Annotated in this window: 21 protein-coding genes; 12 read left to right on the forward strand and 9 right to left on the reverse strand. The window is 69.2% G+C overall.

Features of this window, described 5'->3' with window-relative positions; all coding sequences use genetic code 11:
* The first annotated feature begins 369 nt into the window (after positions 1-369).
* The 6 genes from Aco03nite_RS12095 (at position 370) to Aco03nite_RS12120 (ending at position 5577) form a co-directional block, all read left to right on the forward strand.
* Positions 370-531 carry a DUF5679 domain-containing protein gene (locus Aco03nite_RS12095; protein ID WP_172890699.1) on the forward strand — a complete coding sequence of 54 codons (162 nt, stop codon included), beginning with the start codon at positions 370-372 and terminating at the stop codon, positions 529-531.
* Between the two features lie 260 nt (positions 532-791).
* Entirely contained in the window at positions 792-1889 is a 1098-nt protein-coding gene (locus tag Aco03nite_RS12100; protein ID WP_203795164.1) for a hypothetical protein, read from the forward strand.
* A 39-nt stretch (positions 1890-1928) separates the two neighbouring features.
* A complete protein-coding gene (locus tag Aco03nite_RS12105; RefSeq protein WP_203795130.1) occupies positions 1929-3275 on the forward strand; it encodes an ABC1 kinase family protein in 1347 nt (448 codons plus the stop codon).
* A 114-nt stretch (positions 3276-3389) separates the two neighbouring features.
* Positions 3390-3800, forward strand: a complete 411-nt coding sequence (locus Aco03nite_RS12110; protein ID WP_203795131.1) for a hypothetical protein — start codon at positions 3390-3392, stop codon at positions 3798-3800.
* Positions 3797-4744: a hypothetical protein gene (locus tag Aco03nite_RS12115; RefSeq protein WP_203795132.1), complete on the forward strand. Its 948-nt coding sequence runs from the start codon at positions 3797-3799 to the stop codon at positions 4742-4744. Before Aco03nite_RS12110 ends, Aco03nite_RS12115 begins: the two co-directional genes overlap by 4 nt.
* Before the next feature lie 227 nt (positions 4745-4971).
* Entirely contained in the window at positions 4972-5577 is a 606-nt protein-coding gene (locus Aco03nite_RS12120) for a hypothetical protein (RefSeq protein ID WP_203795133.1), read from the forward strand.
* A gap of 299 nt (positions 5578-5876) precedes the next feature.
* On the opposite strand, the gene Aco03nite_RS12125 is transcribed toward Aco03nite_RS12120, so the two are convergent.
* The 3 genes from Aco03nite_RS12125 to Aco03nite_RS12135 form a co-directional block, all read right to left on the reverse strand.
* Positions 5877-6239, reverse strand: a complete 363-nt coding sequence (locus Aco03nite_RS12125) for a WhiB family transcriptional regulator (RefSeq protein WP_203795134.1) — start codon at positions 6237-6239, stop codon at positions 5877-5879.
* 142 nt (positions 6240-6381) lie between these two features.
* Entirely contained in the window at positions 6382-6660 is a 279-nt protein-coding gene (locus Aco03nite_RS12130) for a hypothetical protein (protein WP_203795135.1), read from the reverse strand.
* Between the two features lie 120 nt (positions 6661-6780).
* A complete protein-coding gene (locus Aco03nite_RS12135; protein ID WP_203795136.1) occupies positions 6781-8913 on the reverse strand; it encodes an ATP-dependent DNA helicase UvrD2 in 2133 nt (710 codons plus the stop codon).
* Between the two features lie 83 nt (positions 8914-8996).
* Between Aco03nite_RS12135 and Aco03nite_RS12140 the strand changes: the two genes are divergently transcribed.
* Entirely contained in the window at positions 8997-9239 is a 243-nt protein-coding gene (locus tag Aco03nite_RS12140; protein ID WP_203795137.1) for a mycoredoxin, read from the forward strand.
* A gap of 49 nt (positions 9240-9288) precedes the next feature.
* On the opposite strand, the gene Aco03nite_RS12145 is transcribed toward Aco03nite_RS12140, so the two are convergent.
* Genes Aco03nite_RS12145 through Aco03nite_RS12160 form a run of 4 tightly spaced genes read right to left on the reverse strand, consistent with a single transcriptional unit; the run spans position 9289 to position 13780 of the window.
* The gene (locus Aco03nite_RS12145) at positions 9289-10170 is read right to left on the reverse strand and encodes a phytanoyl-CoA dioxygenase family protein (RefSeq protein ID WP_203795138.1); all 882 of its coding nucleotides are present in this window, start codon (positions 10168-10170) and stop codon (positions 9289-9291) included.
* Between the two features lie 57 nt (positions 10171-10227).
* Positions 10228-11160, reverse strand: a complete 933-nt coding sequence (gene nudC / locus Aco03nite_RS12150) for an NAD(+) diphosphatase (RefSeq protein ID WP_203795139.1) — start codon at positions 11158-11160, stop codon at positions 10228-10230.
* Entirely contained in the window at positions 11157-12476 is a 1320-nt protein-coding gene (locus Aco03nite_RS12155) for a M16 family metallopeptidase (RefSeq protein ID WP_203795140.1), read from the reverse strand. Before Aco03nite_RS12155 ends, nudC begins: the two co-directional genes overlap by 4 nt.
* Entirely contained in the window at positions 12473-13780 is a 1308-nt protein-coding gene (locus tag Aco03nite_RS12160) for a M16 family metallopeptidase (protein ID WP_203795141.1), read from the reverse strand. Before Aco03nite_RS12160 ends, Aco03nite_RS12155 begins: the two co-directional genes overlap by 4 nt.
* Before the next feature lie 243 nt (positions 13781-14023).
* Between Aco03nite_RS12160 and Aco03nite_RS12165 the strand changes: the two genes are divergently transcribed.
* From Aco03nite_RS12165 to Aco03nite_RS12180, 4 genes are read left to right on the forward strand one after another with little or no spacing between them, the layout of a single operon-like run.
* The gene (locus Aco03nite_RS12165) at positions 14024-14437 is read left to right on the forward strand and encodes an RrF2 family transcriptional regulator (RefSeq protein ID WP_203795142.1); all 414 of its coding nucleotides are present in this window, start codon (positions 14024-14026) and stop codon (positions 14435-14437) included.
* Positions 14438-14450: 13 nt separating this feature from the next.
* Positions 14451-15530, forward strand: a complete 1080-nt coding sequence (locus Aco03nite_RS12170; protein WP_203795143.1) for an ABC transporter substrate-binding protein — start codon at positions 14451-14453, stop codon at positions 15528-15530.
* Positions 15531-15544: 14 nt separating this feature from the next.
* Positions 15545-16291, forward strand: a complete 747-nt coding sequence (locus Aco03nite_RS12175) for an ABC transporter ATP-binding protein (RefSeq protein WP_203795144.1) — start codon at positions 15545-15547, stop codon at positions 16289-16291.
* Positions 16281-17222 carry an ABC transporter permease gene (locus Aco03nite_RS12180; RefSeq protein ID WP_203795145.1) on the forward strand — a complete coding sequence of 314 codons (942 nt, stop codon included), beginning with the start codon at positions 16281-16283 and terminating at the stop codon, positions 17220-17222. The genes Aco03nite_RS12175 and Aco03nite_RS12180 overlap by 11 nt, the downstream gene beginning before the upstream one ends.
* Positions 17223-17230: 8 nt before the next feature.
* Here the strand turns inward: Aco03nite_RS12180 and Aco03nite_RS12185 are convergent, their stop codons facing one another.
* The gene (locus tag Aco03nite_RS12185; RefSeq protein ID WP_203795146.1) at positions 17231-18109 is read right to left on the reverse strand and encodes a hypothetical protein; all 879 of its coding nucleotides are present in this window, start codon (positions 18107-18109) and stop codon (positions 17231-17233) included.
* A 105-nt stretch (positions 18110-18214) separates the two neighbouring features.
* Between Aco03nite_RS12185 and Aco03nite_RS12190 the strand changes: the two genes are divergently transcribed.
* The gene (locus Aco03nite_RS12190) at positions 18215-18934 is read left to right on the forward strand and encodes a lysophospholipid acyltransferase family protein (RefSeq protein WP_203795147.1); all 720 of its coding nucleotides are present in this window, start codon (positions 18215-18217) and stop codon (positions 18932-18934) included.
* A gap of 400 nt (positions 18935-19334) precedes the next feature.
* Here Aco03nite_RS12190 and cspE read toward each other — a convergent pair whose 3' ends face one another.
* Entirely contained in the window at positions 19335-19538 is a 204-nt protein-coding gene (gene cspE / locus Aco03nite_RS12195; RefSeq protein ID WP_043533476.1) for a transcription antiterminator/RNA stability regulator CspE, read from the reverse strand.
* Positions 19539-19763: the final 225 nt, after the last annotated feature.

Genomic DNA, 19763 nt, shown 5'->3' on the forward strand with positions numbered 1-19763 from the left:
CAATGACGGTCGCGGAATATGAGCACTTCGCCCGCATATACCCGAAAAAAATTTCCTCACCGGCAACATCGATGACATCCGTCAACCTAGACCATCGTCGACTCAGGTCGTCAGTCACCTCGGATGTCCGTTTTGTGCCTTTACGATGGGAATCGTCGGCGTGTCCCGGCAAAAGCGGCCATAAAGGGAACTTCGGGCAGGCACACTCACGACGTCGGCGACACCGCCGACGCTGCGCTGACATGGAACCGGCCTGACCTGGGTAAGTGACCGCCCCGGACGGGTGGCCACATCCGCGTGGCAGGCCCGCGCCCGCTGCCGTCCACCGGCACCGGGCCGGGCGGCCGACGAGAACAACGAGGAGGAACCGTGGCCGACACCACTTACAACGGCTACTGCGTCAAGTGCAAGGAGAAGCGCGACTTTCAGGGAGAGGTCGCCGTCTCCAAGACCGGCATGAACATGGCCAAGGGCAAGTGCCCGGTCTGCGGAACGACGATGAACCGGATCCTGGGCAAGGCCAAGGCGTGACCACGCCCCGGGGAGGGTGGGTCGCCGACCCGCTCTCCCCGGAGCCGCAATCGCCTGCACCCCCGGAACCGCAACCGCCTCCGCTCTCAGAGCCGTAATCCTCTCCACCCTTGAAGCCGTAACCGTGTTCGCTCCGGCACGTTGAGTCAACCGGAGCCTGTGGATAACTCGCCCAAAGCTGTGGACAACTCCCGGCCGGGCGGTTTCGGCCTGTGGATAACATCATCGCTCCGCAGCTTCCCGGTGACACCCTGTGGGGCATGAACCGGACACCACTACCCAGGCCCACCCTGATCCCCGGGCTGGCCCGCGTCTGGCGCGATCCGGGGGAGCTGCAACTGGGGCTCGGCCCCGGGCACGCCGTCCTGATCCAGCTTCCGGACCCGCGGGCGGCCGGCGTCCTCGACCTGCTCGACGGCAACAGCCCGGAGCGACTGATCCTGGCCCGGGCCGCTGAGCGGGGCGTCCCACCCGACCAGGCGATCGCCCTGATCGACCTGCTGCGCCGGGCCGGGCTGGTGATGCCCGCCGCGGCGCTGCTCCCGGCAACCCTGCCGACCGGCGTCCGCCAGCGGCTCACCTGCGAGGCCGCCGCGCTGGCCCTGCGCTCGGCCGGTTCCGGCGACCCTTCTCCGGCCCGGGTGCTCCGCCGCCGCCGGACGGCCCGGGTGGTGATCAGCGGCCGGGGCCGGCTCGGCGCCCCGATCGCGGTGGCCCTGGCCGAGGCCGGCATCGGCCACGTCTTCCCCGATCTGTCCGGCGTCGTCGGTCCGGCCGAGATCACCGGCTCGCCGCTCGGCCCGCAGGATGTCGGCTCGCCCCGGCGGAGCGCCGTGGAGGCGGCCGTCCTGCGCGTGGTGCCGGGCACCTCGGTCCACCCGGTGCGGACCAGCCCGGCCTCCCTGGTGATCCAACTCACCCACGACGAGCCACCCGCCCTGGTCGCCGCCGGGCACGCCGCCCGACGGCAGCCCCACCTGGCCGCGGTGCTGCGCGACGGTGTCGCCGTGGTCGGCCCCCTGGTGCCGGAGTCCGGCGCACCCTGCCTCAACTGTCTGGACCTGCATCGCAGGGCGCGAGACGAGGGCTGGGCGGGCGCGACGGGGCCACTGACCGACGCGCCCGAGCCCGGGACGGTCGCCACCCTGCTGGCCGCCACCGCCTACGCGACGGCCCAGGCGCTGGCGTTTCTCGACGGTGTCACCCCGGAGACCCTGGGCGCCGCCGTGGAGATCTCCGAGCCCGGCCGGTTCCGCCGCCGGACCTGGCCGCCGCATCCGGACTGCGGGTGCCGAAAGCGTCGGTACGGGCCAACCTTCACCGGACCTTCACCGCATAAGCACCAAACCAACTCGTGACGGGCCGGGTACGGGCCGGATGTCGGTCACAATGATCTGGTGACGGACATACCGCGCCGTGCCGCTTCCCGGACGGCAAAGCTCGCCGCGCTACCGCTCGGTTTCGCCGGGCGCGCCGCCTTGGGCCTCGGCAAACGCGCTGTCGGGATCGCCTCCGACGTCATCTCCGCCGACATCCAGCAGCGCACCGCCGAGCAACTGTTCAGCGTGCTGGGCCAGCTCAAGGGCGGAGCGATGAAATTCGGTCAGGCCCTCTCGGTCTTCGAGGCGGCCATGCCCGAGGAGATGGCCGGCCCCTATCGGCAGGCCCTGACAAAACTGCAGGAGGCCGCGCCGCCGATGCCGGTGGCGAACGTGCACAAGGCACTGACCGAGCAGCTCGGCCCGGACTGGCGTGACCTGTTCGCCGAGTTCGACGACAGCCCGGCCGCCGCGGCAAGTATCGGGCAGGTGCACCGGGCGGTGTGGAAACTGCCGCCGGCCCGGCGCAACGCGAAACCGAAACTGCTGCCGGTGGCCGTCAAGGTGCAGTACCCGGGTGCCGGTGAAGCGCTGGTCGCCGATCTGAAACAGCTGTCCCGGCTGGCCGGCATGTTCAAGATCATTCAGCCCGGCATCGACATGAAGCCGTTGATCGCCGAGCTGCGGGAGCGGGTCGTCGAGGAGCTCGACTACGAGATGGAGGCGGAGACCCAGCGGGCCTTCGCCACCGCGTACCAGGACGATCCGGAGATCTTCGTTCCCCGGGTGGTCGCCTCCGCACCGCAGATCCTGGTCACCGAGTGGGTCGACGGCACGCCGCTGGCCAAGGTGATCAGCGACGGCACCCGGGAGGACCGTGACGAGGCCGGCCGGCTGATGGCGATCCTGCACTTCTCCGCGCCGTCCCGGGCCGGCCTGCTACACGCCGACCCGCACCCCGGCAACTTCCGGATCCTCCCCGACGGCCGGCTCGGCGTGATCGACTTCGGTGCGGTCGCCCGCCTCCCCGACGGCCATCCCGAGCCGATCGGCCGTCTGGTCCGCCTGGCCCTGGCCGGCGAGGCCGCCGCGGTCGTCGACGGCTTGCGCGAGGAGGGTTTCGTCAAGTCCACCGACGACATCGACCCCGATGCCCTGCTGGAGTTCCTGCTCCCGATGATCGAGCCGGTGGCCGCGGACCGTTTCCGTTTCACCCGCGACTGGATCCGCAGCGAGGCCACCCGCCTGGCCAACCCGAGAGGCCCCGGCTACCAGCTGAGCCGAAAACTCAACCTCCCCCCGTCCTACCTGCTGATCCACCGGGTGACGCTGGGCTCGATCGGCGTCCTGTCCCAGTTGGAGGCCGAGGCCGCCTACCGGGAGATCCTGGAGAAGTGGTTGCCGGGCTTCGCCCCCGTCCCCTGACCCACTAACCCCCGACAGACGCCGGACAATCCCAGCCCCACACGCTGAACCTGTCCGGCGTCGTCGCGGTATCCGAATGTGAGTGACGACCATTCGGTACGGGGAGTGAATGACATGTTGGCGGAGGATCAGCAGAAGCAACTCGTGGCCGACTGTGTGCGCCTCTGGGAAGCCGGCGAACTGAAGCTCAAGCCGATCGCGGCCCACTACCGGTCGGTGGTCGCCGACATCGCCGCGGCTGAGGCGGGAATCGGTGCGTTGTGGCGGGACCAGTCGCTCGGCGGCCCCTACGGCGAGGCCCGAAGTGCGTGGCTCTTCCTCGCCGACACCACCGTCGCTATTCTCCGGGACACCGCGGACAACCTGGAGGCCTGCGGCGACGTGCTGATCATGGCATCCGGCGAGTACCAGGAGGCCGAGCGGATCAACACCGAGGCGATTGCGAGCGCGAAGGATCGCGCCGTCCGTGCCCGGGCGAAGACCACCACCGTGTCCACCTCACCGGTCGGCGGTGAGATGCCGTGAGCTACGACGAACTGCGGCAACACGCCCTGCGGATCGAGGAACTGGCGATGAAGGCGGCTCTCGACGAGAAGGGGATCGTCCTCATCGACGGGCAGTACATCCAGGAGCGCAACCCCGTGCCTCCGGAGATCATCACCTTTCTCCGTGCGGACTTCGTCGGCCTTGCCGAGTTGTTCGAGCCGTTCCTCACGCTGCCCGATCCGGAGGCGCTGGACGCGATGCGTGCTCGGCTCCAGACCGCGGCCGAGTCGATGGCGACCGGTAGCGGATGCTTCGACCCGTCACGAAAGACGGTGATACCGCCGAACTCCGAGATGACCGGCATGGGAACCGTCGCGAAAACCGTCTTCGACTGGCAGGGGTTCGCCGCCCGGAACTTCGAGGAGCTCTACATAGAGAAGTGGGACGGTGTCGTCTCCGCTCAGTTCCACCTCGTGACGGCCCTGATGGCCGCGATCGACGCCGAACGCTCTCTGTGGACCGAGTGCCGCAAGGACGTGGACGAGATCGCCCACAACGCCATCAATGCGCTCGTGTCGATGAACAGTTTCGATCAGGACCAACAGGTCTTCTGGCTCTCGGTGGCAGGCGCCGTGTTGTCCATTGCCAGCGTGACGACCACCGGCGGCGCCTCGGTGGCGTTCGCGGTGGCAGGTGCGGCTACCCAGGTGGCCGGCACCGGCCTGGACAAGTTCGGCGGGCCGGACTCCGCGGTGGTGTTCGACGCGAAAACGCCGAGGGCTCTCGTTGACCAGCTCAAGAGTGCCTTGTTCCAGCTCACCCATCTCGTGATGGTGAAGGAGAACGAGATCACGAACGCCATGCTCGTGACGTCGGAAACGGTGGCGAACTTTCCCGCGAGCTTCTCCTTTCCGCGCCCCGCGCTCGCGGATCAGACCTCGCGCGGCATCCTGACCTCGGAAGGAATCGGTGACAACGCATGAGCCGCGGTCGGCATACCAGGACCGGACCGTGGTGGCTGCCGGTCGTCGGCATTCTCGTCATAGGACTGACCGCTGCCTGTGAATCCGATGGTGGCGAAGCGAAACCGGTGGTCTCCGCCTGCCGGGCCGCCGTTCCCTCCCCGGTCGCGTCCGCCGGCGAATCATCCGGTCTCCGCATTCTGGAACAGGGATATTCGCAGGTCGGAACGATGGCGAGCATGGGCGCGGTGCTACGTAACGAAACCGGCAAGGTCGCCTACCGAACTCTGGTGACCTTCGAGGCCGTGAACGCGGCCGGGCGCACCGTGCTCCACGAGTCCTTCCGGCGTTTCCAGACCCAGGTCGTGCCGACCGTTCTGCCCGGCGCCTCCGTCGCCGTCGGGAACGCGAGCCTGCTCGCCGAAGCAACCCAACGCGGGGACGACGATCTCGACTCGGTCGTGGTGAAGGTCCAGGTGAGCCAGTGGCTGGATCCGCTGGGCGGCGACCACGGACTCGGCAAGGTGACCGCTGCCGTGGTCGCGGGCAGCGGTGAGAGAAGTCCCGACGGCAAGGGATCGCTGGAGTTGGACGTCGCATCGGCCAATTGCGCGAACATGGCTTCCCGGGGCATCGCCCTGGTCTTCCGCGACAAGTCCGGCGCGATCGTCGGGGGAAGCCTCGACAACGTTCCGCACGACACCTGCCGCGTCGGCGGGACGACCGGTGAACAGGTGGCGATGACCGATCCGGAGATCCCGGCCGTGGCCGACCTCGACCGCACGCAGGCCACGGCCTACTGCGACTTCGACAGGCCGCAGATCCTTCCCGCGGTGGGGGCACCGTACAACTGAGAAAAGGCGAACGACCCGCCCGTGGTTGCGGGCGGGTCGTTCTCAGTGGGGTTGGGTGGGGAATTGTTGGTTAGAGCCCGGCGCCGAGTTCGCGGGACGTCCTGGCGCGGGCGTCCATGCTGATACGGCGGGCGGAGCGGAAGGCCTCAGGTGCACGGTCACTCTGAGGCCGACGCATTCGGGCTCTGGACAACGCCTCTTGGATGAGTCTCACCTTGGGGGCTCCGTTCGGAATCATTTCGATGCTCGGCTTTCGGATTGCGATTTCGGTTACGGGAAGCACGGGGAGGGTGTGCATCTCAGGCCGCCAGACGGACTGCGTTGCGGGAATCGACGCCGTTCGCGGCGAGCCGCTCCTCGACCTCGACAGCCAGCTCGGCGTCCCGGGCGACGTCGGCCTTACGCGGCCGGCCACGGGGCCGCTTGCGCGGAACCACGGCGCCACGCTCGAAGATCTCGCCGCCCCAGACACCCCAGGGCTCCGCACGGTCGACCGCGCCGGCCAGGCACTCGGCGCGCAGCGGGCAGTCCCCGCAGAGCGACTTGGCCAGTTCCAGCTGGGCCGGGGAGTCAGAGAACCAAAGGTCCGGGTCGAACTTCCGACAGGGCAGGTTTGCCTCGATGTCGACGGTGATGTCGATCGGGGCCAGCGCCAGACTCATAAAGCCCGGTCACCTCTCTCTTTTTCGCGATCTTCTGGATCGTTTTCGGGGTCTTACATCGGCGGATGTGCCGTAAAAACATTTGAGGCCGCGGATCCCTTTACGGGTTCCGCGGCCTCGAGGTGAGCCGGAGGTCTGTTTGTCAGACCGGCCTTCCTCGAGGCGGGACACCACTGCCACCATCCGCGTAGCGCTTGCTGGACGCTGCGAATCCAGTGGTGCCCTTGTTTCCGTTGACCAGCATCAGGACCGCTTTGCCCAGCTCGGCCTGGATTTGGACCTGGTGCTCCCGGGAAACCGGGGCGCGCTCAGCACCCAGCACAGCCACGGGTGCGGCGGCGATGGGCAGTGAGACAGTCAGAGGCCAGGCAGCAGTCGGTAGCGTCGACGGTCGCGTCGTCATCACGATGTTGAGCTCCATGTCTGCCACCTCCTCCAAAACCTGCACTCGTAGTTGGAAATCCCCCGGCGAACTGCTGCTCACCAAGGTGTGTCCTGAGGCTATGCCTGCCCTACAGGAGAGGGCAAACGAATTAACGGACTAGTTTTCAAAGTTTTTCGGTTCAAGATCATCAGGGCTCGCCCCGGCCACCAGAGCGAAGACCGCGTCGCCGTACTGGCCCAGCTTGCGGGCCCCGATCCCGGCGATCGCGACCAGCTGCGCGGGGTCGGCCGGGCGGCGTTCGGCGATGGCCACCAGCGTCGCGTCGGTGAATACGACGTAAGCAGGCACTTTGAGCGCCGCCGCGGTGGTCGCGCGCCACGCCTGGAGACGCTCGTACAGATCCTCGTCCAGGTCCGACGGGCAGGTGGGACAGCGGCCCAGTTTGCGGTCGGCGCCGGCCAGCAGGGTGGCCCCGCAGATCCGGCACAGCGACACCTGCGGGCGCCGCCGGTCGGGTTTCCGACTGCGTTCCTCGGCGATCGGCGAGGAGGTCCGCTGGAGCTGGGGCAGAAAACGGCACGGCCGGCGTTGCCGTCCTCCCGAGGAGCGGGATTGCCCGTACGACAGCCAAAGAAGTTGACGTGCTCTCGTCACCCCGACATAGAGGAGCCGTCGTTCCTCCTCCAGCTGCTCGGCGGTCTTGGCATAGGTGGTCGGCAGGGTGCCGTCGGCGAGCCCGACCAGGAACACCGCGTCCCACTCCAGCCCTTTGGCCGAGTGCAGTGAGGCCAAGGTCACTCCGGCCACCGTCGGCGCGTGCTGCTGCTCGGCCCGGCGGGCCAGTTCGTCGTTGAAGTCGGAGAGGGTGATCTCCCGCTGGACGCGGCCGGCCTCCCCGATCGGCAGGATCTCGGGGGTGGCGGCGTACTCCTCGGCGAGCGCGACCAGGGCCGCGACCGACTCCCACTGCTCACGGGCGGAGCCACCGGGCGGGGGCCGGCGGCGGTCCCAGCCGGTCGCGGCGAGCGCCTCGACGACCGCCTCGGGCAGCGGCGTCTCGCCGGGGATGGAGCGGACCGCGGCCCGGAGCGCGACCATGGCCTGGCGTACCTCAGTCCGCTCGAAGAATCTCTCGGCCCCCCGGACCAGATAGGGGACCTCGGCCTCGGCGAGCGCCTCCTCGTACGACTCGGACTGCGCGTTGGTCCGGAAGAGCACCGCGATCTCGTTGGCCGGGGTGCCGCCCGCGATCAGCTCCCGGCACCGGCGGGCCACCGCCGCCGCCTCGCCCAGCTCGTCCGGGAAGATCTTGAGTTCCGGCTCGGGACCGGGCGCGCGCTGGCCGACCAGCTCCAGGCGCAGTTTGGCCTCGGTGCCGCGGGCCTGCTGGATCACCGCGTTGGCCAGGCCGACCACCTGCGGTGTGGAGCGGTAGTCGCGGACCAGGCGGACCACCACGGCGCCGCGTCGCTGCCGCGGGAAGTCGATCAGGTACGACGAGGTGGCCCCGGTGAACGAGTAGATCGTCTGGCTCGCGTCGCCGACCACGGTCAGGTCGTCCCGGTCGCCCAGCCAGGCGTCCAGGAGGCGCTGCTGGAGCGGGTTGACGTCCTGGTACTCGTCGACGACGAAATGCCGGTACTGGGCGCGGATCTGGTCGGCGACGTCGGCGTGCTCCTCGATGCCCCAGACCGCGGCGCGCAGCAGGTCCTCGAAGTCGATCACGCCCTGCCGTCGTTTCAGTGACTCGTAGGCGGCGAACACCTCGGCGACCCGGGCCGGTTCGTACGGCGGCTCGCGCAGTGCCTTGGCCGCGGCCACCACGTACTCCCCCGGCTCGACCAGGGACGACTTGGACCACTCGATCTCACCGGCGAGGTCCCGGGCGGCGGCGCGGTCGGCGCGGACCCCGGCCCGGGCCGCGGCCAGGCCGACCACCCGGATCTTGCTCTCCATCAGCTCCGGCATCTGCCGGCCTTCGAGCAGCCGGGGCGCGAAGTAGCGGACCTGCCGCAGCGCGGCGGCGTGGAACGTGCGGGCCTGCACCGCTCCGCTGCCCAGGCCGGTGAGCCGGGCCCGCATCTCGGCGGCGGCCCGCGCGGTGAACGTCACCGCGAGCACGTGCCGGGGGTTGATCTCGCCGGAGAGCGTCCGGTACGCGATCCGGTGGGTGACCGCCCGGGTCTTGCCGGTGCCCGCACCGGCGAGGATGCAGACCGGGCCGGCCGCCGCGGTCACCGCCGTCCGCTGGTCCGGGTCGAGCCCGGCCAGCACCCCTTCAGTCCGCACGGTAGGGAATCATGACACCCTCGGCGGGTGTTGTGCTTGTCAGCCGCACCACCGTGTGACCTGTATCGAAGGAGTCCTGACCGATGCTGACCATGTACTCGACATCCTGGTGTGGGTACTGCCACCGTCTGAAGTCGCAGCTCGACCGCGAGGGCATCGCCTACGACGTGGTCGACATCGAGCAGGACGAGGCCTCGGCCGAGTTCGTGCGCAACGTCAACAACGGCAACCAGACGGTGCCGACCCTGAAGTTCGCGGACGGCTCGGCGCTGACGAACCCGACGATCGTCCAGGTGAAGCAGCACCTCGCCACGATCGCTGCTTAAAAGAACAAGCGGCCTTCCTCGTACGAGGAAGGCCGCTTGTCGTGAAGCCTTACGGAATCAGCGCCGGGATGCTCGAGTCGAGCAGGCCACGCTCCTTGAGCGCGCCGTACAGCGGCGTCGTCTCCGGGTAGTGACCCCACTGGTGGTCACCGTCACCGTTGCCGAAGGCACCGAGGAGCTGCTTCTGCACCTCGGTGAAGCCCTCCCACTCGGGGCGGTTGGGCAGGTCGGCGACCTCGTCGCGGATGGCGATCCAGCGCGGGGTGTAGCCGAAGAAGGCGCCGACACGGGTGATGTCGGAGTAGTTGTCGGACCGCGCGTGCCAGATGCGGCGGTCGAAGACCACGAGGTCACCAGCCTTGGCGGTGATCTGGGTCGCGCCCTCCGGCTGCGGCCACGGGACGCCACGGCTCGGCGGGCCGGGCAGCCAGTTGGTCTTGTGGCTGCCGGGGATCACGGTGAAGTTGCCGCGACCGGTCTCGGTGAGGTCGGAGAACCAGTACGCCAGCTTGACCGACATCATCGGCCGCGGGTCGGTCTCGATCTCCCGGTTCTGCCGGCCACCGTCCTGGTGCCAGTGCCACCAGTCCTTCTGCTTCTCGTGAATCTGCGGGTGCACGTCGATGTGGGAGTGGTAGACGTGGATGTTCCAACCCAGCAGCGACCAGATGTATTTGAACGCTTTCGGGTGATCCAGGAGAAACGCCAGCTCAGGCACCCCGGCGATCGGGGAGAGTTGGTGCAGCGCTCCCGTCGAACCGAGTTTCCCGTCCTGCTTGCCCTTCTCGTACGCCCCGAGAATCGCGGCCCGGCCGACCTCGATCTCGCTCTCACTCAGCACCGACGGCACGACGATGTAGCCGTCGCGGTCGAACGCCTCCCGCTCCTCCGCGGACATGGGCGTCCACGCCGGTGCCTCCACCTGAGTCATCAGGTCCCCTCTCGTCTTTGAAGTGAAGACGCAGCGACCCCCCGATTCGGTTGCTCCCTAACCAGAAAAACTTTCTGGATCTTCGTGGAGCCACCTTTGAATCAGGTATGAGGCGATCGAAGAGCCCATCGGCAGGGTCCGCGGATCCTCCCCGGAGATCATCTTCGCGATGGTCTCCCGGGAGAACCAGTGCGCCTCGTCGATCTCCTCCGGCTCCAGGACCAGCGGCTGCTCCGGGTCGGCGATGCCGAAGAACCCCAACATCAGACTTCCCGGGTACGGCCACGACTGGCTGCCCTCATAACGGATCTCGGCGAGGTCGACCCCGACCTCCTCGTGGACCTCCCGGGCGACCGCGGCCTCGGCCGACTCGCCGGCCTCGACGAATCCGGCCAGGCAGGAGAACCGCCGGTTGCCGCCGGGGGTGGCCGGCCAGGCCGCGTTGTGCCCGAGCAGGCAGCGGCCGGCCGGGCCGGAGACCCCGTCGTGCACCAGGATGATCATCGCCGGGTCGGTCCGGGGCCACATCATGGCGCCGTCCTCGTCGACCCGGGCCCAGCCCGCCTCCACCGGGACGGTCGGTTTTCCGGTACGCGGGGAGAACCGATGTGACCGGTGCCAGTTGCCCAGGGCCACCGCGGTGGTCAGCACCCCGGTGTCCCGGGCGTCCAGCAGGTGACCGATCTCACGCAGCGCCAGACCACCGTCGAGCGGGGCGTCGACGGCCCAGAACGGGGTGCCCTCGGGGTCGACGCCGAGGAACCAGCGCTCCCCGTCCGGCGCCTCCGACGACGGCACCAGGACCAGAGCGGTCCCGCCGTCGGGGCAGTCGGCAGTCCGGGCCCGGCCGCCCTTGGCCAGGTCCACGAGCAGGACCCGGCCCCGCACCCAGGCGGCGGCGAGCCAGTCCTCGTCCTTGCGGTGATGGGCCGCGCGGTCGAGGGTGGTGCGGGCGAGCGGCGGGGCGCTCGGTTGGTCGGAACTCGTCACGCTGCGCTTCGCTCCACGACGGTCAGGGCGGCGAGCTGTGCCTCGATCTTCTCTGCGTCACCGAGGATCACGGTCACCGCACGGGACGGGGCCAGATATTTCGCGGCTGCCGCGGCGACCTCCTCCCGAGTGGCCGCGGAGAGTGCGGCGGAGTGCTCCCGGAGGTGGTCGAGGCGGAGGCCGAAACCAGCGTACATGCTGGCCAGACCGGCCAGACCGGCCTGCGTCGACATGCCCAGGCGCAAGGTGCCCAAGGCATAGCGCCGGGCCTGCTCCAGCTCCTCCTCGCCGGGCGGGAGGCTGGCGATGCGGCCGAGTTCGTACTGCGTCTCCAGCAGCGACGGGCCGGTCACCTCGGTGGCCACCTCGGCGGCGGCGACCAGAGTGGAGCCGGCGACGTAGTGCTCGACCGAGGAGTACGACCCATACGTGTACCCCTTGTCCTCGCGGATGTTCTCCGTCCAGCGGGACGAGAAGTAACCGCCGAAGACCAGGTTGGCCAGGCTGAGCGCGGCGTAGTCGGGGTCGGTGCGGACCAGCGCGGGCAGCGCGAGCCGCAGCGACGACTGCACCGAGCCGGGCCGGTCGACCAGCAGCAGCGGGCCGGTCGTCAGCGCCGGGGTGGCCGGGATGCTGCCGTCCGGCGCGCTGCCGGTCCAGCCGCCGAGCGCCTTCTCCGCGCTGTCGATGGCCTGGTCCGGGTCGATGTCGCCGACCAGCACCAGGACCGCGCCGGACGGGCGGACCCGGGCGGCGTGCAGCTCGCGCAGTGCCTCCGGCCGGATCTCGCGGACCTGGTCGGGGGCGGGGGTCTGCACGGCGTACGGATGGGCGCCGAACACCCGCTTGAGCAGGGCCACCCGGGCCACGTGGGCGGGCTGGCTGAGGGCGACCTGGATGTGGTCGGTCAGGCGCTCCCGCTCGACCGACACCTCCTCGGCCGGGTAGGTCGCGCCGGTGAGCACCGAGGCGAGCAGTTCCAGGGTCCGGTCCAGGCCGTCGGTGAGCGCGTTGCCGCTGATCAGAAGACGGTCCGGGTCCAGGCCGGCGCCCAGGCTGCCGCCGACGGCCTGCAGCTCGGCGGCGATGTCGATGCTGGACATGTCGCCGGTGCCGGTGAAGAGCGCCTGCGAGAGCAGGGTGGCCGGGGCCAGCGGGGCACGGCCGAACGGGATCCGCAGCCGCACCTCGACCAGCGGCACCGCGGACCGGCGGATGGCGATCACGGTGAGGCCGTTGGCCAGGGTCCGCTCCCGCTCGGGCGGCAGGTTCAGCTCGGCGTCCGGCTTGAGGTCCGGGAGGGTCTTGACGGTCACGCTGCTCCTCCGGGGATGACTTCGACGCTGGCACGGTTCTCCGGGCGCAGGGTGGCCGCGGCGGCCGCGACCTGCTCGGCGGTGACCTCGCTGATCAGGCGCGGCAGGTCGTTGAGCAGCTCGGGACGGCCGCGCTGGAGTTCCAGGACGGCCATCGGCTGGGCCCGGCCGAGCACCCCGTCGGTCTCCTGCAGCAGGTTGGTCGCCATCCGGGCCTGGGTGCGGTCCAGCTCACCGGGCTTGAGACCGCCGGTGGCCAGGCGGTCGAGCTCCTCGTCGACGGTGCGCAGCACCTTGTCGGCGTCGCCGCCGGGCGGCAGGTGGGCCTGCAGCAGGAACGCGGTCGGGTTGCGCACCTGGTACTCGTCGCCCATGAAGCCGAGGTAGCCGCCCATCGTGGTGGCCGACCGGTCCCGCTGGACCAGGCGCTCCACCAGCCGGGAGGCGTCGCCGTCGGTGAGCACCTCGGCCAGCACGGCGAACGGCAGATAGGCGTCGAAGGCGCCGATCGGGTCCGGCACGCGCCAGGCGGCGGCGATCGCGGGCAGCGGGGCGATGCGGTCGGTGTACGACTCCCGGCGCTCGGCGGTCAGGCCCGGCTCGTCGAAGTCGGGCAGGACCGGGGCGGGGCGCGCGGGCACGTCGCCGAAGTGGCGCTCGATCATCGCGGTCGCCTCGGCCACGTCGAAGTCGCCGGTCACCGAGAGGACGGCGTTGCCACAGGCGTAGTAGCGGTCGAAGAACTCCTGCGCGTCCCGCACGGTGGCGCTCTCCAGGTCGGAGAAGGAGCCGTAGCCGTCGTGCGCGTTGGCGAACGTCTCGAACAGCACCGGGGGAAGCTTGAGCCACGGGAACCCGCCGTACGGCCGGTTCAGCACATTGACCCGGATCTCCTCCTTGACCACGTCGATCTGGTTGCGCAGGTTCTCCTCGGTCAGGCGCGGGCCGCGCATGCGGTCGGCCTCGAGGAACAGGGCGCGCTCGAGACCGCCGGTGGGCAGGACCTCGAAGTAGTCGGTGTAGTCCAGGTGGGTGGAGCCGTTGAAGCTGCCGCCGGCGCCCTGCACGTGCCGGAAGTGGGCGAGTTTCTCGAGATTCTCCGAGCCCTGGAACATCAGGTGCTCGAAGAGATGGGCGAAACCGGTACGGCCTTCCGGTTCACTGCGGATGCCGACGTCGTAGACGACGGCGACTCCGACGACCGGGGCGCTGCGATCCGGGGACAGGACCACGCGCAGACCGTTGCCGAGAGTCAGCCGCTCGACCGGGTATTTCGTCGCGGGGATCTTGATTTTGGGCGCCACGGTACGAATCTAGCCGACTGATCTGCGTAGTCGAGTGGCGACGCCGAGTAAAAACATCGATATCTGGCGTGAGTGTCATCCCGGTCACTCCAACGACTGACCGGCTGTTCGATAGATCCCGAAACACGACCGCTTGCCGGATTCCCGTACCGCGAACCGGGGTTGACGCACCAAACCCCTATGGTCCAGTATTCCCATCCAACAGATAGGTAAAGCGAAGTATCCGGGAAGGGGCGGCGCGACGTGTATGTCTCGGCTCGCACGGACTACGCCGTCCGCGCGATGCTCGCGGTCACCGCGGAGCATCCTCGCCTGGTCAAAGCCGCAGGTCTGGCGGCTGCCCAGGAGATACCGCTGAGCTTCCTGCAGGGGATCCTGCTCGATCTGCGCCGCGCCGGGCTGTTGCACAGCCATCGCGGAGTGGACGGCGGGTACGCCCTGGCCCGCCCGGCCGAGGAGATCACCGTCGGCGACGTCGTCCGTGCCGTCGGGGGCGCCCTCACCACCGTCCGCGGGCTGCCCACGTCCACGGCGACCTATCACGGTGCGGCGACGGCGCTGCACGACGTGTGGGTGGCCGTCGAGGCCGCCATCGAGGGTGTGGTCGATCACCAGACCCTGGCCGAACTCTCCAGAACCTCCATCAAAAGAAATTGATCTAGGAGTGAGCATGAGCTCCCGCACTCTCCGTGCGCTCGCCCTTGCCTCGGCCGCCGTGGTGGCCACCACCGCCCTGGCCGCCTGCGGTTCCGACGACGAGACCACCTCCGCCTCGGGCGCCGGTTCCGGCTCCGGCGAGGCGAGCACCCTCAAGCTGGGCTACTTCCCGAACATCACGCACGCGCCCGCGCTGGTAGGCGTACACGAGAAGATCTTCGAAAAGACATTGGGCACCGGCACCAAGCTGGAGCCGACCACGTTCAACGCCGGCCCGGCCGCGATCGAGGCGCTGCTCTCCGGCGCGATCGACGCCACCTACATCGGCCCGAACCCGGCGATCAACGGCTGGTCCAAGTCCAAGGGCACCGCGCTGAAGATCATCGCGGGCAGCACCTCGGGCGGCGCCGGCCTGGTCGTCCGCGAGGGCATCAACACCCCGGCCGACCTCAAGGGCAAGAAGATCGCCACCCCGCAGCTGGGCAACACCCAGGACGTCGCGCTGCGCGCCTGGCTGAAGCAGAACGGCCTGAACGCCGACACCAGCGGCGGCGGCGACGTCTCGGTCCTGCCGCAGGACAACGCGACAGCCGTACAGGCGTTCGCGCAGGGCAGCATCGACGGCGCCTGGGTGCCGGAGCCCAACTACAGCAAGCTGATCCTGGAGTCGAAGGCCAAGGTGCTGGTCGACGAGAAGACGCTGTGGCCGAACCAGGAGTTCGTGACCACCCACCTGATCGTCAGCCAGAAGTTCCTCAAGGAGTACCCGGGCACCGTCAAGAAGCTGCTCCAGGGTCACATCGAGTCGGTCAAGTACATCGCGGACAACAACGCCGCCGCGCAGAAGGCGGCGAACGCCCAGATCGAGACCCTCTCCGGCAAGCCGCTGAAGGAGGAGATCCTCACCGCCGCGTTCGCGAACCTGAAGTTCACCTACGACCCGATCGCGTCCTCGCTCTTCACCAGCGCGAAGAACGCCGAGGGTGTCGGCCTGCTCGACCCGGTGGACCTGAAGGGCATCTACGACCTGGGCCCGCTGAACGAGCTGCTGAAGGCGGACGGCCAGCCTGAGGTCAGCGACGGCGCAGCCTGATGGGAGGGGCGAGCATGAGCACGGTGGTCCGGATCGATGACGTCAGCAAGCAGTACGGTTCGGGGAGCAACGCTCTGCTCGCCCTCGACCACATCTCGCTGGACGTCGCCAAAGGGGAGTTCGTCTGCCTCCTCGGCGCCTCCGGCTGCGGCAAGAGCACACTGCTCTCGCTGGTGGCCGGCCTCGACAAGATCACCAGCGGCACCCTGGACATCGACGGGCGACACGTCGCGCTGATGTTCCAGGAGGCCGCCCTCTTCCCCTGGCTCTCGGTGGCCGGCAACGTCGAACTGCCGCTGAAGCTGCAGGGCATGGGCCGCGCCGACCGGAAGAAGCGGGCGCTGGAACTGCTGGAGATCGTCCGGCTGGGCGGTTTCGGCGACAAGCGCCCGCACGAGCTGTCCGGCGGCATGCGGCAGCGGGTCGCGCTGGCCCGGGCCCTGGCCCAGAACGCCGACGTCCTGCTGATGGACGAGCCGTTCGGCGCGCTCGACGCGATGACCCGTGACATCCTGCACGACGAGCTGGAGCGGATCTGGCGCGAGCAGGAGCTCACCGTTCTCTTCGTGACCCACAACGTCCGCGAGGCGGTCCGGCTCGGTGACCGGGTGGTCCTGCTGAGCAGCCGCCCGGGCCGGGTCATCGAGGACTTCAAGATCGATCACCCGCGCCCCCGGCGCATCGACTCCCCCGAGGTCTCCGGCCAGGCCGCCGAGATCACCGACCGGCTCCGCGCGGAGGTCGCCCGCCATGCCAACTGAACTCCCCGGCACCCGGGCCGGCCTGGAGGGCGTCTTCCAGCCGGAGATCCCGCCGATGGCCGAGAAACCGAAGGACCCGGACCTGGGCGCCGCCGACCGGGTCAGCGGCCTGGACGCGCTGGAACTGGGCCCGAAGAAGGACCGCGGCAACCTCGGCAAACGGATCTGGTCGGCCACCTGGCCGAAACTGCTGGCCATCGCGATCGTGGTCGGTGTCTGGCAGCTGGTCTACCTGTCCGAGTGGCGGCCGGTCTACGTCCTGCCGCCGCCCGCCGACGTCTTCACCGAACTCGGCGAACTGATCACCGAACCCAAATTCTGGGACGGCGTACGCCTGACCATGACCCGGGCCGTCACCGGCTTCGCCCTGGCGGTGGCGATCGGCACCCTGCTCGGCGCGCTGGTCTCCCAGTTCAAGCCGCTGCGGGCGGCGATCGGCTCGCTGATCACCGGCCTGCAGACGATGCCGTCGATCATGTGGTTCCCGCTGGCCATCCTGCTCTTCCAGCTCGGTGAGGAGGCGATCCTGTTCGTGGTCGTCCTCGGCGCCGCGCCGTCGGTGGCGAACGGCCTGATCAGCGGCATCGACTACGTGCCGCGGACCTGGCTGCGGGTGGGCCAGGTGATGGGCATGACGGGCGTCGCGAAGTACCGGCACCTGATCCTGCCCGCGTCACTGCCGTCCTTCGTCTCCGGGCTCAAACAGGGCTGGGCCTTCTCCTGGCGCAGCCTGATGGCCGGTGAACTGCTGGTCATCGTGCCCGGCACGGTGTCGATCGGCGTCCGGATGCAGACCGCCCGCGACCTGAACGACGCGGTGGCGGTACTCGCCTACATCATCGTGGTGCTGGTCATCGGCATCCTGGTCGACCAGTTCTTCAACGGCGCCGACCGGGCCCTGCGCAAGCGCTGGGGCCTGACCGGAAGCTAGACCGGACGTCAGATCGGGCGGACCGACTCCAGAACCTCTTTCACCACGCCGTCGAACTGCCGGTGGGTGCTGGGAATGGACACGTACAACACCGCCGCCGTGGGTTTTCCGACGTCGATGACCGCCACCGCGGAGTATTCCGAGGTGGCGGTCAGCCCCGGTTCGGAGAAGTGCAGCCGGAACTCGCTCACCCAGGCCGGGCGCCCGCCCAGCGTGGTCAGCTCGTCGCGGATCGGCTCGAGCCGGTTCGGCTGCGGGTAGTACTCGGCGCGCACGTCCGCCGCCACCTGCTGACCGACACAGTCCAGATCCAGCGTGAAGGCGTCGTTGTCGGCCGCCGGGACCGCCGCGGACAGGATCGAGGCGTGATAGGTGCCGCCCGCGTAGACCTCGGTGACGATGTGCTGGCCGACCCGGTAGGGCACCTGCAGCTCGCCCGCGTTCCACGTCTCGTTCCACGGGCGCCACGGGTCGCCGTACTGCTTGTAGGAGATGCCGGCCGCCTCGTCCACCGTGCGCGCACCGGAGGCCGGCGCCGGAACGGCCGGGGACGCGCCACCGGCGGTGACACTCGGCGCCGGGCAGGCCTGCGCCAGCGGGGGCCGCAGATCGGCCGGGGCCGCCGCCTTGCTCCCGAACGGGTCGCCGTCACCACCGAAGATCACGATCAGCAGCACGGCCAGCCCGGCCGCGACGATCACCCCGGCGATCCCACCGAAGATCTTCAACTGCCGCCGGCGGTCCGGGGGCGGGCTCGGCGCGGGCGGCTCCGGCGCGGGCGACGGTTGCGGATATTGCTTGGGTACGCCGTACGACGTGACCGTGCCCGACGACCAACTCCCGCCCGGCCGTTGCCAGGGCGAGGAATGCGGGTTCGGCTCGGACATGCTCTCCAGTGAACACCACCCGCGCCGGGACCGCTGTCACGCCCGTCTCGCCCGGAGGCCGGGTGATCATGCGCTGTTTTCAGGAACTTCCGCTACCGTGCTGCCATGGAACTGGTGTATCCCCCGGTCGTCGCCTTGGCCAAGACGATGTTCCGCGTGCTCGACAACAAGATCGTCATCGAAGGCGCCGAGCACATCCCGACCAGCGGCGGGGCGGTGCTGGCCAGCAACCACTCGAGTTACCTCGACTTCATCTACTGCGGTTTCGGGGCCCAGCCCGCCGATCGGCTGGTCCGGTTCATGGCCAAGAAGCAGGTCTTCGACCACAAGATCAGCGGCCCGCTGATGCGCGGCATGCGGCACATCCCGGTCGACCGGAAAGCCGGCACCGCCGCCTTCAGACACGCCATCGACTCGCTGCGCGCCGGCGAGATCGTCGGCGTCTTCCCGGAGGCGACGATCAGCGAGTCCTTCACGATCAAGGGGCTGAAGTCGGGCGCCGCCCGGATGGCCGTCGAGGCCGGCGTGCCGCTGATCCCGATGGCCGTCTGGGGCCCGCACCGGCTCTGGACCAAGGGCCGCAAGAAAGAGCTGACCAAGCGGCACGTCCCGGTCATCATCAAGATCGGGGAGCCGATCCCGGTGGCCGCCGACGCCACCCCCGAGGCGATCACCGCGACGTTGAAGGAGCGGCTGACCGTGCTGCTCGACGCGGTCCAGGCGGCCTACCCGGACAAGCCCGCCGGCCCGGACGACACCTGGTGGCTGCCCGCGCACCTGGGTGGCTCGGCGCCGCTACCCCCCAGCTCCGCCAACACCGTCTGACCGATACCGATCACCAGAGGCTCCCGGCGCGCCGGGAGCCTCCGCTGTCTCTCCACACCGTCTCGCCGACTTCTGGCAGCGCGCCAACTTCGGGGCGGGCCGGTTTCTGGACGGACCGGCTTCTGGCAGCGCGCCGGCTTCGGGGCGGGTCGGCTCCGGGCGGGCCTCCCTCATCACGGGTCGGCCGACCTTCTCGCGGACCGACCTCATCACGGGCCAGGCTTGCGGCGGCCGACCTTCTGACGGGACCGCCTTGCGATGGTCCGACCTTGCGGCAGGCCGGCCTTCTCGTGGATGGGCCGGCTTCGTGGGGATACGCATCGGCGCCGTACCCGGGACGGGTACGGCGCCGATGTCACACACTCCCGGCCGTGCGGGACGGCCGAAGATCAGATGTGAATCAGATGACCTGGATGTTCGCGGCCTGCGGGCCCTTCTGGCCCTGGGTCACCTCGAACTCGACCCGCTGGTTCTCCTCCAGAGCCCGGTAGCCGGACATCTGGATCGCGGAGAAGTGGGCGAAAACGTCGGCGCCGCCGTCGTCCGGGGTGATGAACCCGAAGCCCTTGTCAGCGTTGAACCACTTCACAACACCGGTAACCATGCTCGTCTCCTCGACGATCGATCATTCCCGACCATTATGGACGGGAACGAGGTAATAAGACCCGCGTTCTGTGGGTCTCGTGCTGCCGTACTGATCGCCCGCACCGGACAAGCCCGGGTTACGACAAAGAGCGCCTGGGGCAGACTTCCCCACAGGCGCTCCTGAGTACTTGGGAACCAAACTGACAACGCGGGAAGCCTAGCACGCGAAAGCAGGTCCGGAAGT

The sequence above is a fragment of the Actinoplanes couchii genome, assembly GCF_016862075.1.
GTDB lineage: Bacteria > Actinomycetota > Actinomycetes > Mycobacteriales > Micromonosporaceae > Actinoplanes > Actinoplanes couchii.

Excerpts from the sequence above, each read along its gene's own strand:
- Aco03nite_RS12145 (WP_203795138.1), bottom strand. The coding sequence starts at position 10,170 with ATGACTCAGGTGGAGGCACCGGCGTGGACGCCCATGTCCGCGGAGGAG.
- Aco03nite_RS12180 (WP_203795145.1), top strand. The coding sequence starts at position 16,281 with ATGCCAACTGAACTCCCCGGCACCCGGGCCGGCCTGGAGGGCGTCTTC.
- Aco03nite_RS12125 (WP_203795134.1), bottom strand. The coding sequence starts at position 6,239 with ATGAGTCTGGCGCTGGCCCCGATCGACATCACCGTCGACATCGAGGCA.
- Aco03nite_RS12175 (WP_203795144.1), top strand. The coding sequence starts at position 15,545 with ATGAGCACGGTGGTCCGGATCGATGACGTCAGCAAGCAGTACGGTTCG.
- Aco03nite_RS12110 (WP_203795131.1), top strand. The coding sequence starts at position 3,390 with ATGTTGGCGGAGGATCAGCAGAAGCAACTCGTGGCCGACTGTGTGCGC.
- Aco03nite_RS12140 (WP_203795137.1), top strand. The coding sequence starts at position 8,997 with ATGCTGACCATGTACTCGACATCCTGGTGTGGGTACTGCCACCGTCTG.
- Aco03nite_RS12185 (WP_203795146.1), bottom strand. The coding sequence starts at position 18,109 with ATGTCCGAGCCGAACCCGCATTCCTCGCCCTGGCAACGGCCGGGCGGG.
- Aco03nite_RS12190 (WP_203795147.1), top strand. The coding sequence starts at position 18,215 with ATGGAACTGGTGTATCCCCCGGTCGTCGCCTTGGCCAAGACGATGTTC.
- Aco03nite_RS12100 (WP_203795164.1), top strand. The coding sequence starts at position 792 with ATGAACCGGACACCACTACCCAGGCCCACCCTGATCCCCGGGCTGGCC.
- cspE (WP_043533476.1), bottom strand. The coding sequence starts at position 19,538 with ATGGTTACCGGTGTTGTGAAGTGGTTCAACGCTGACAAGGGCTTCGGG.
- Aco03nite_RS12170 (WP_203795143.1), top strand. The coding sequence starts at position 14,451 with ATGAGCTCCCGCACTCTCCGTGCGCTCGCCCTTGCCTCGGCCGCCGTG.
- Aco03nite_RS12130 (WP_203795135.1), bottom strand. The coding sequence starts at position 6,660 with ATGGAGCTCAACATCGTGATGACGACGCGACCGTCGACGCTACCGACT.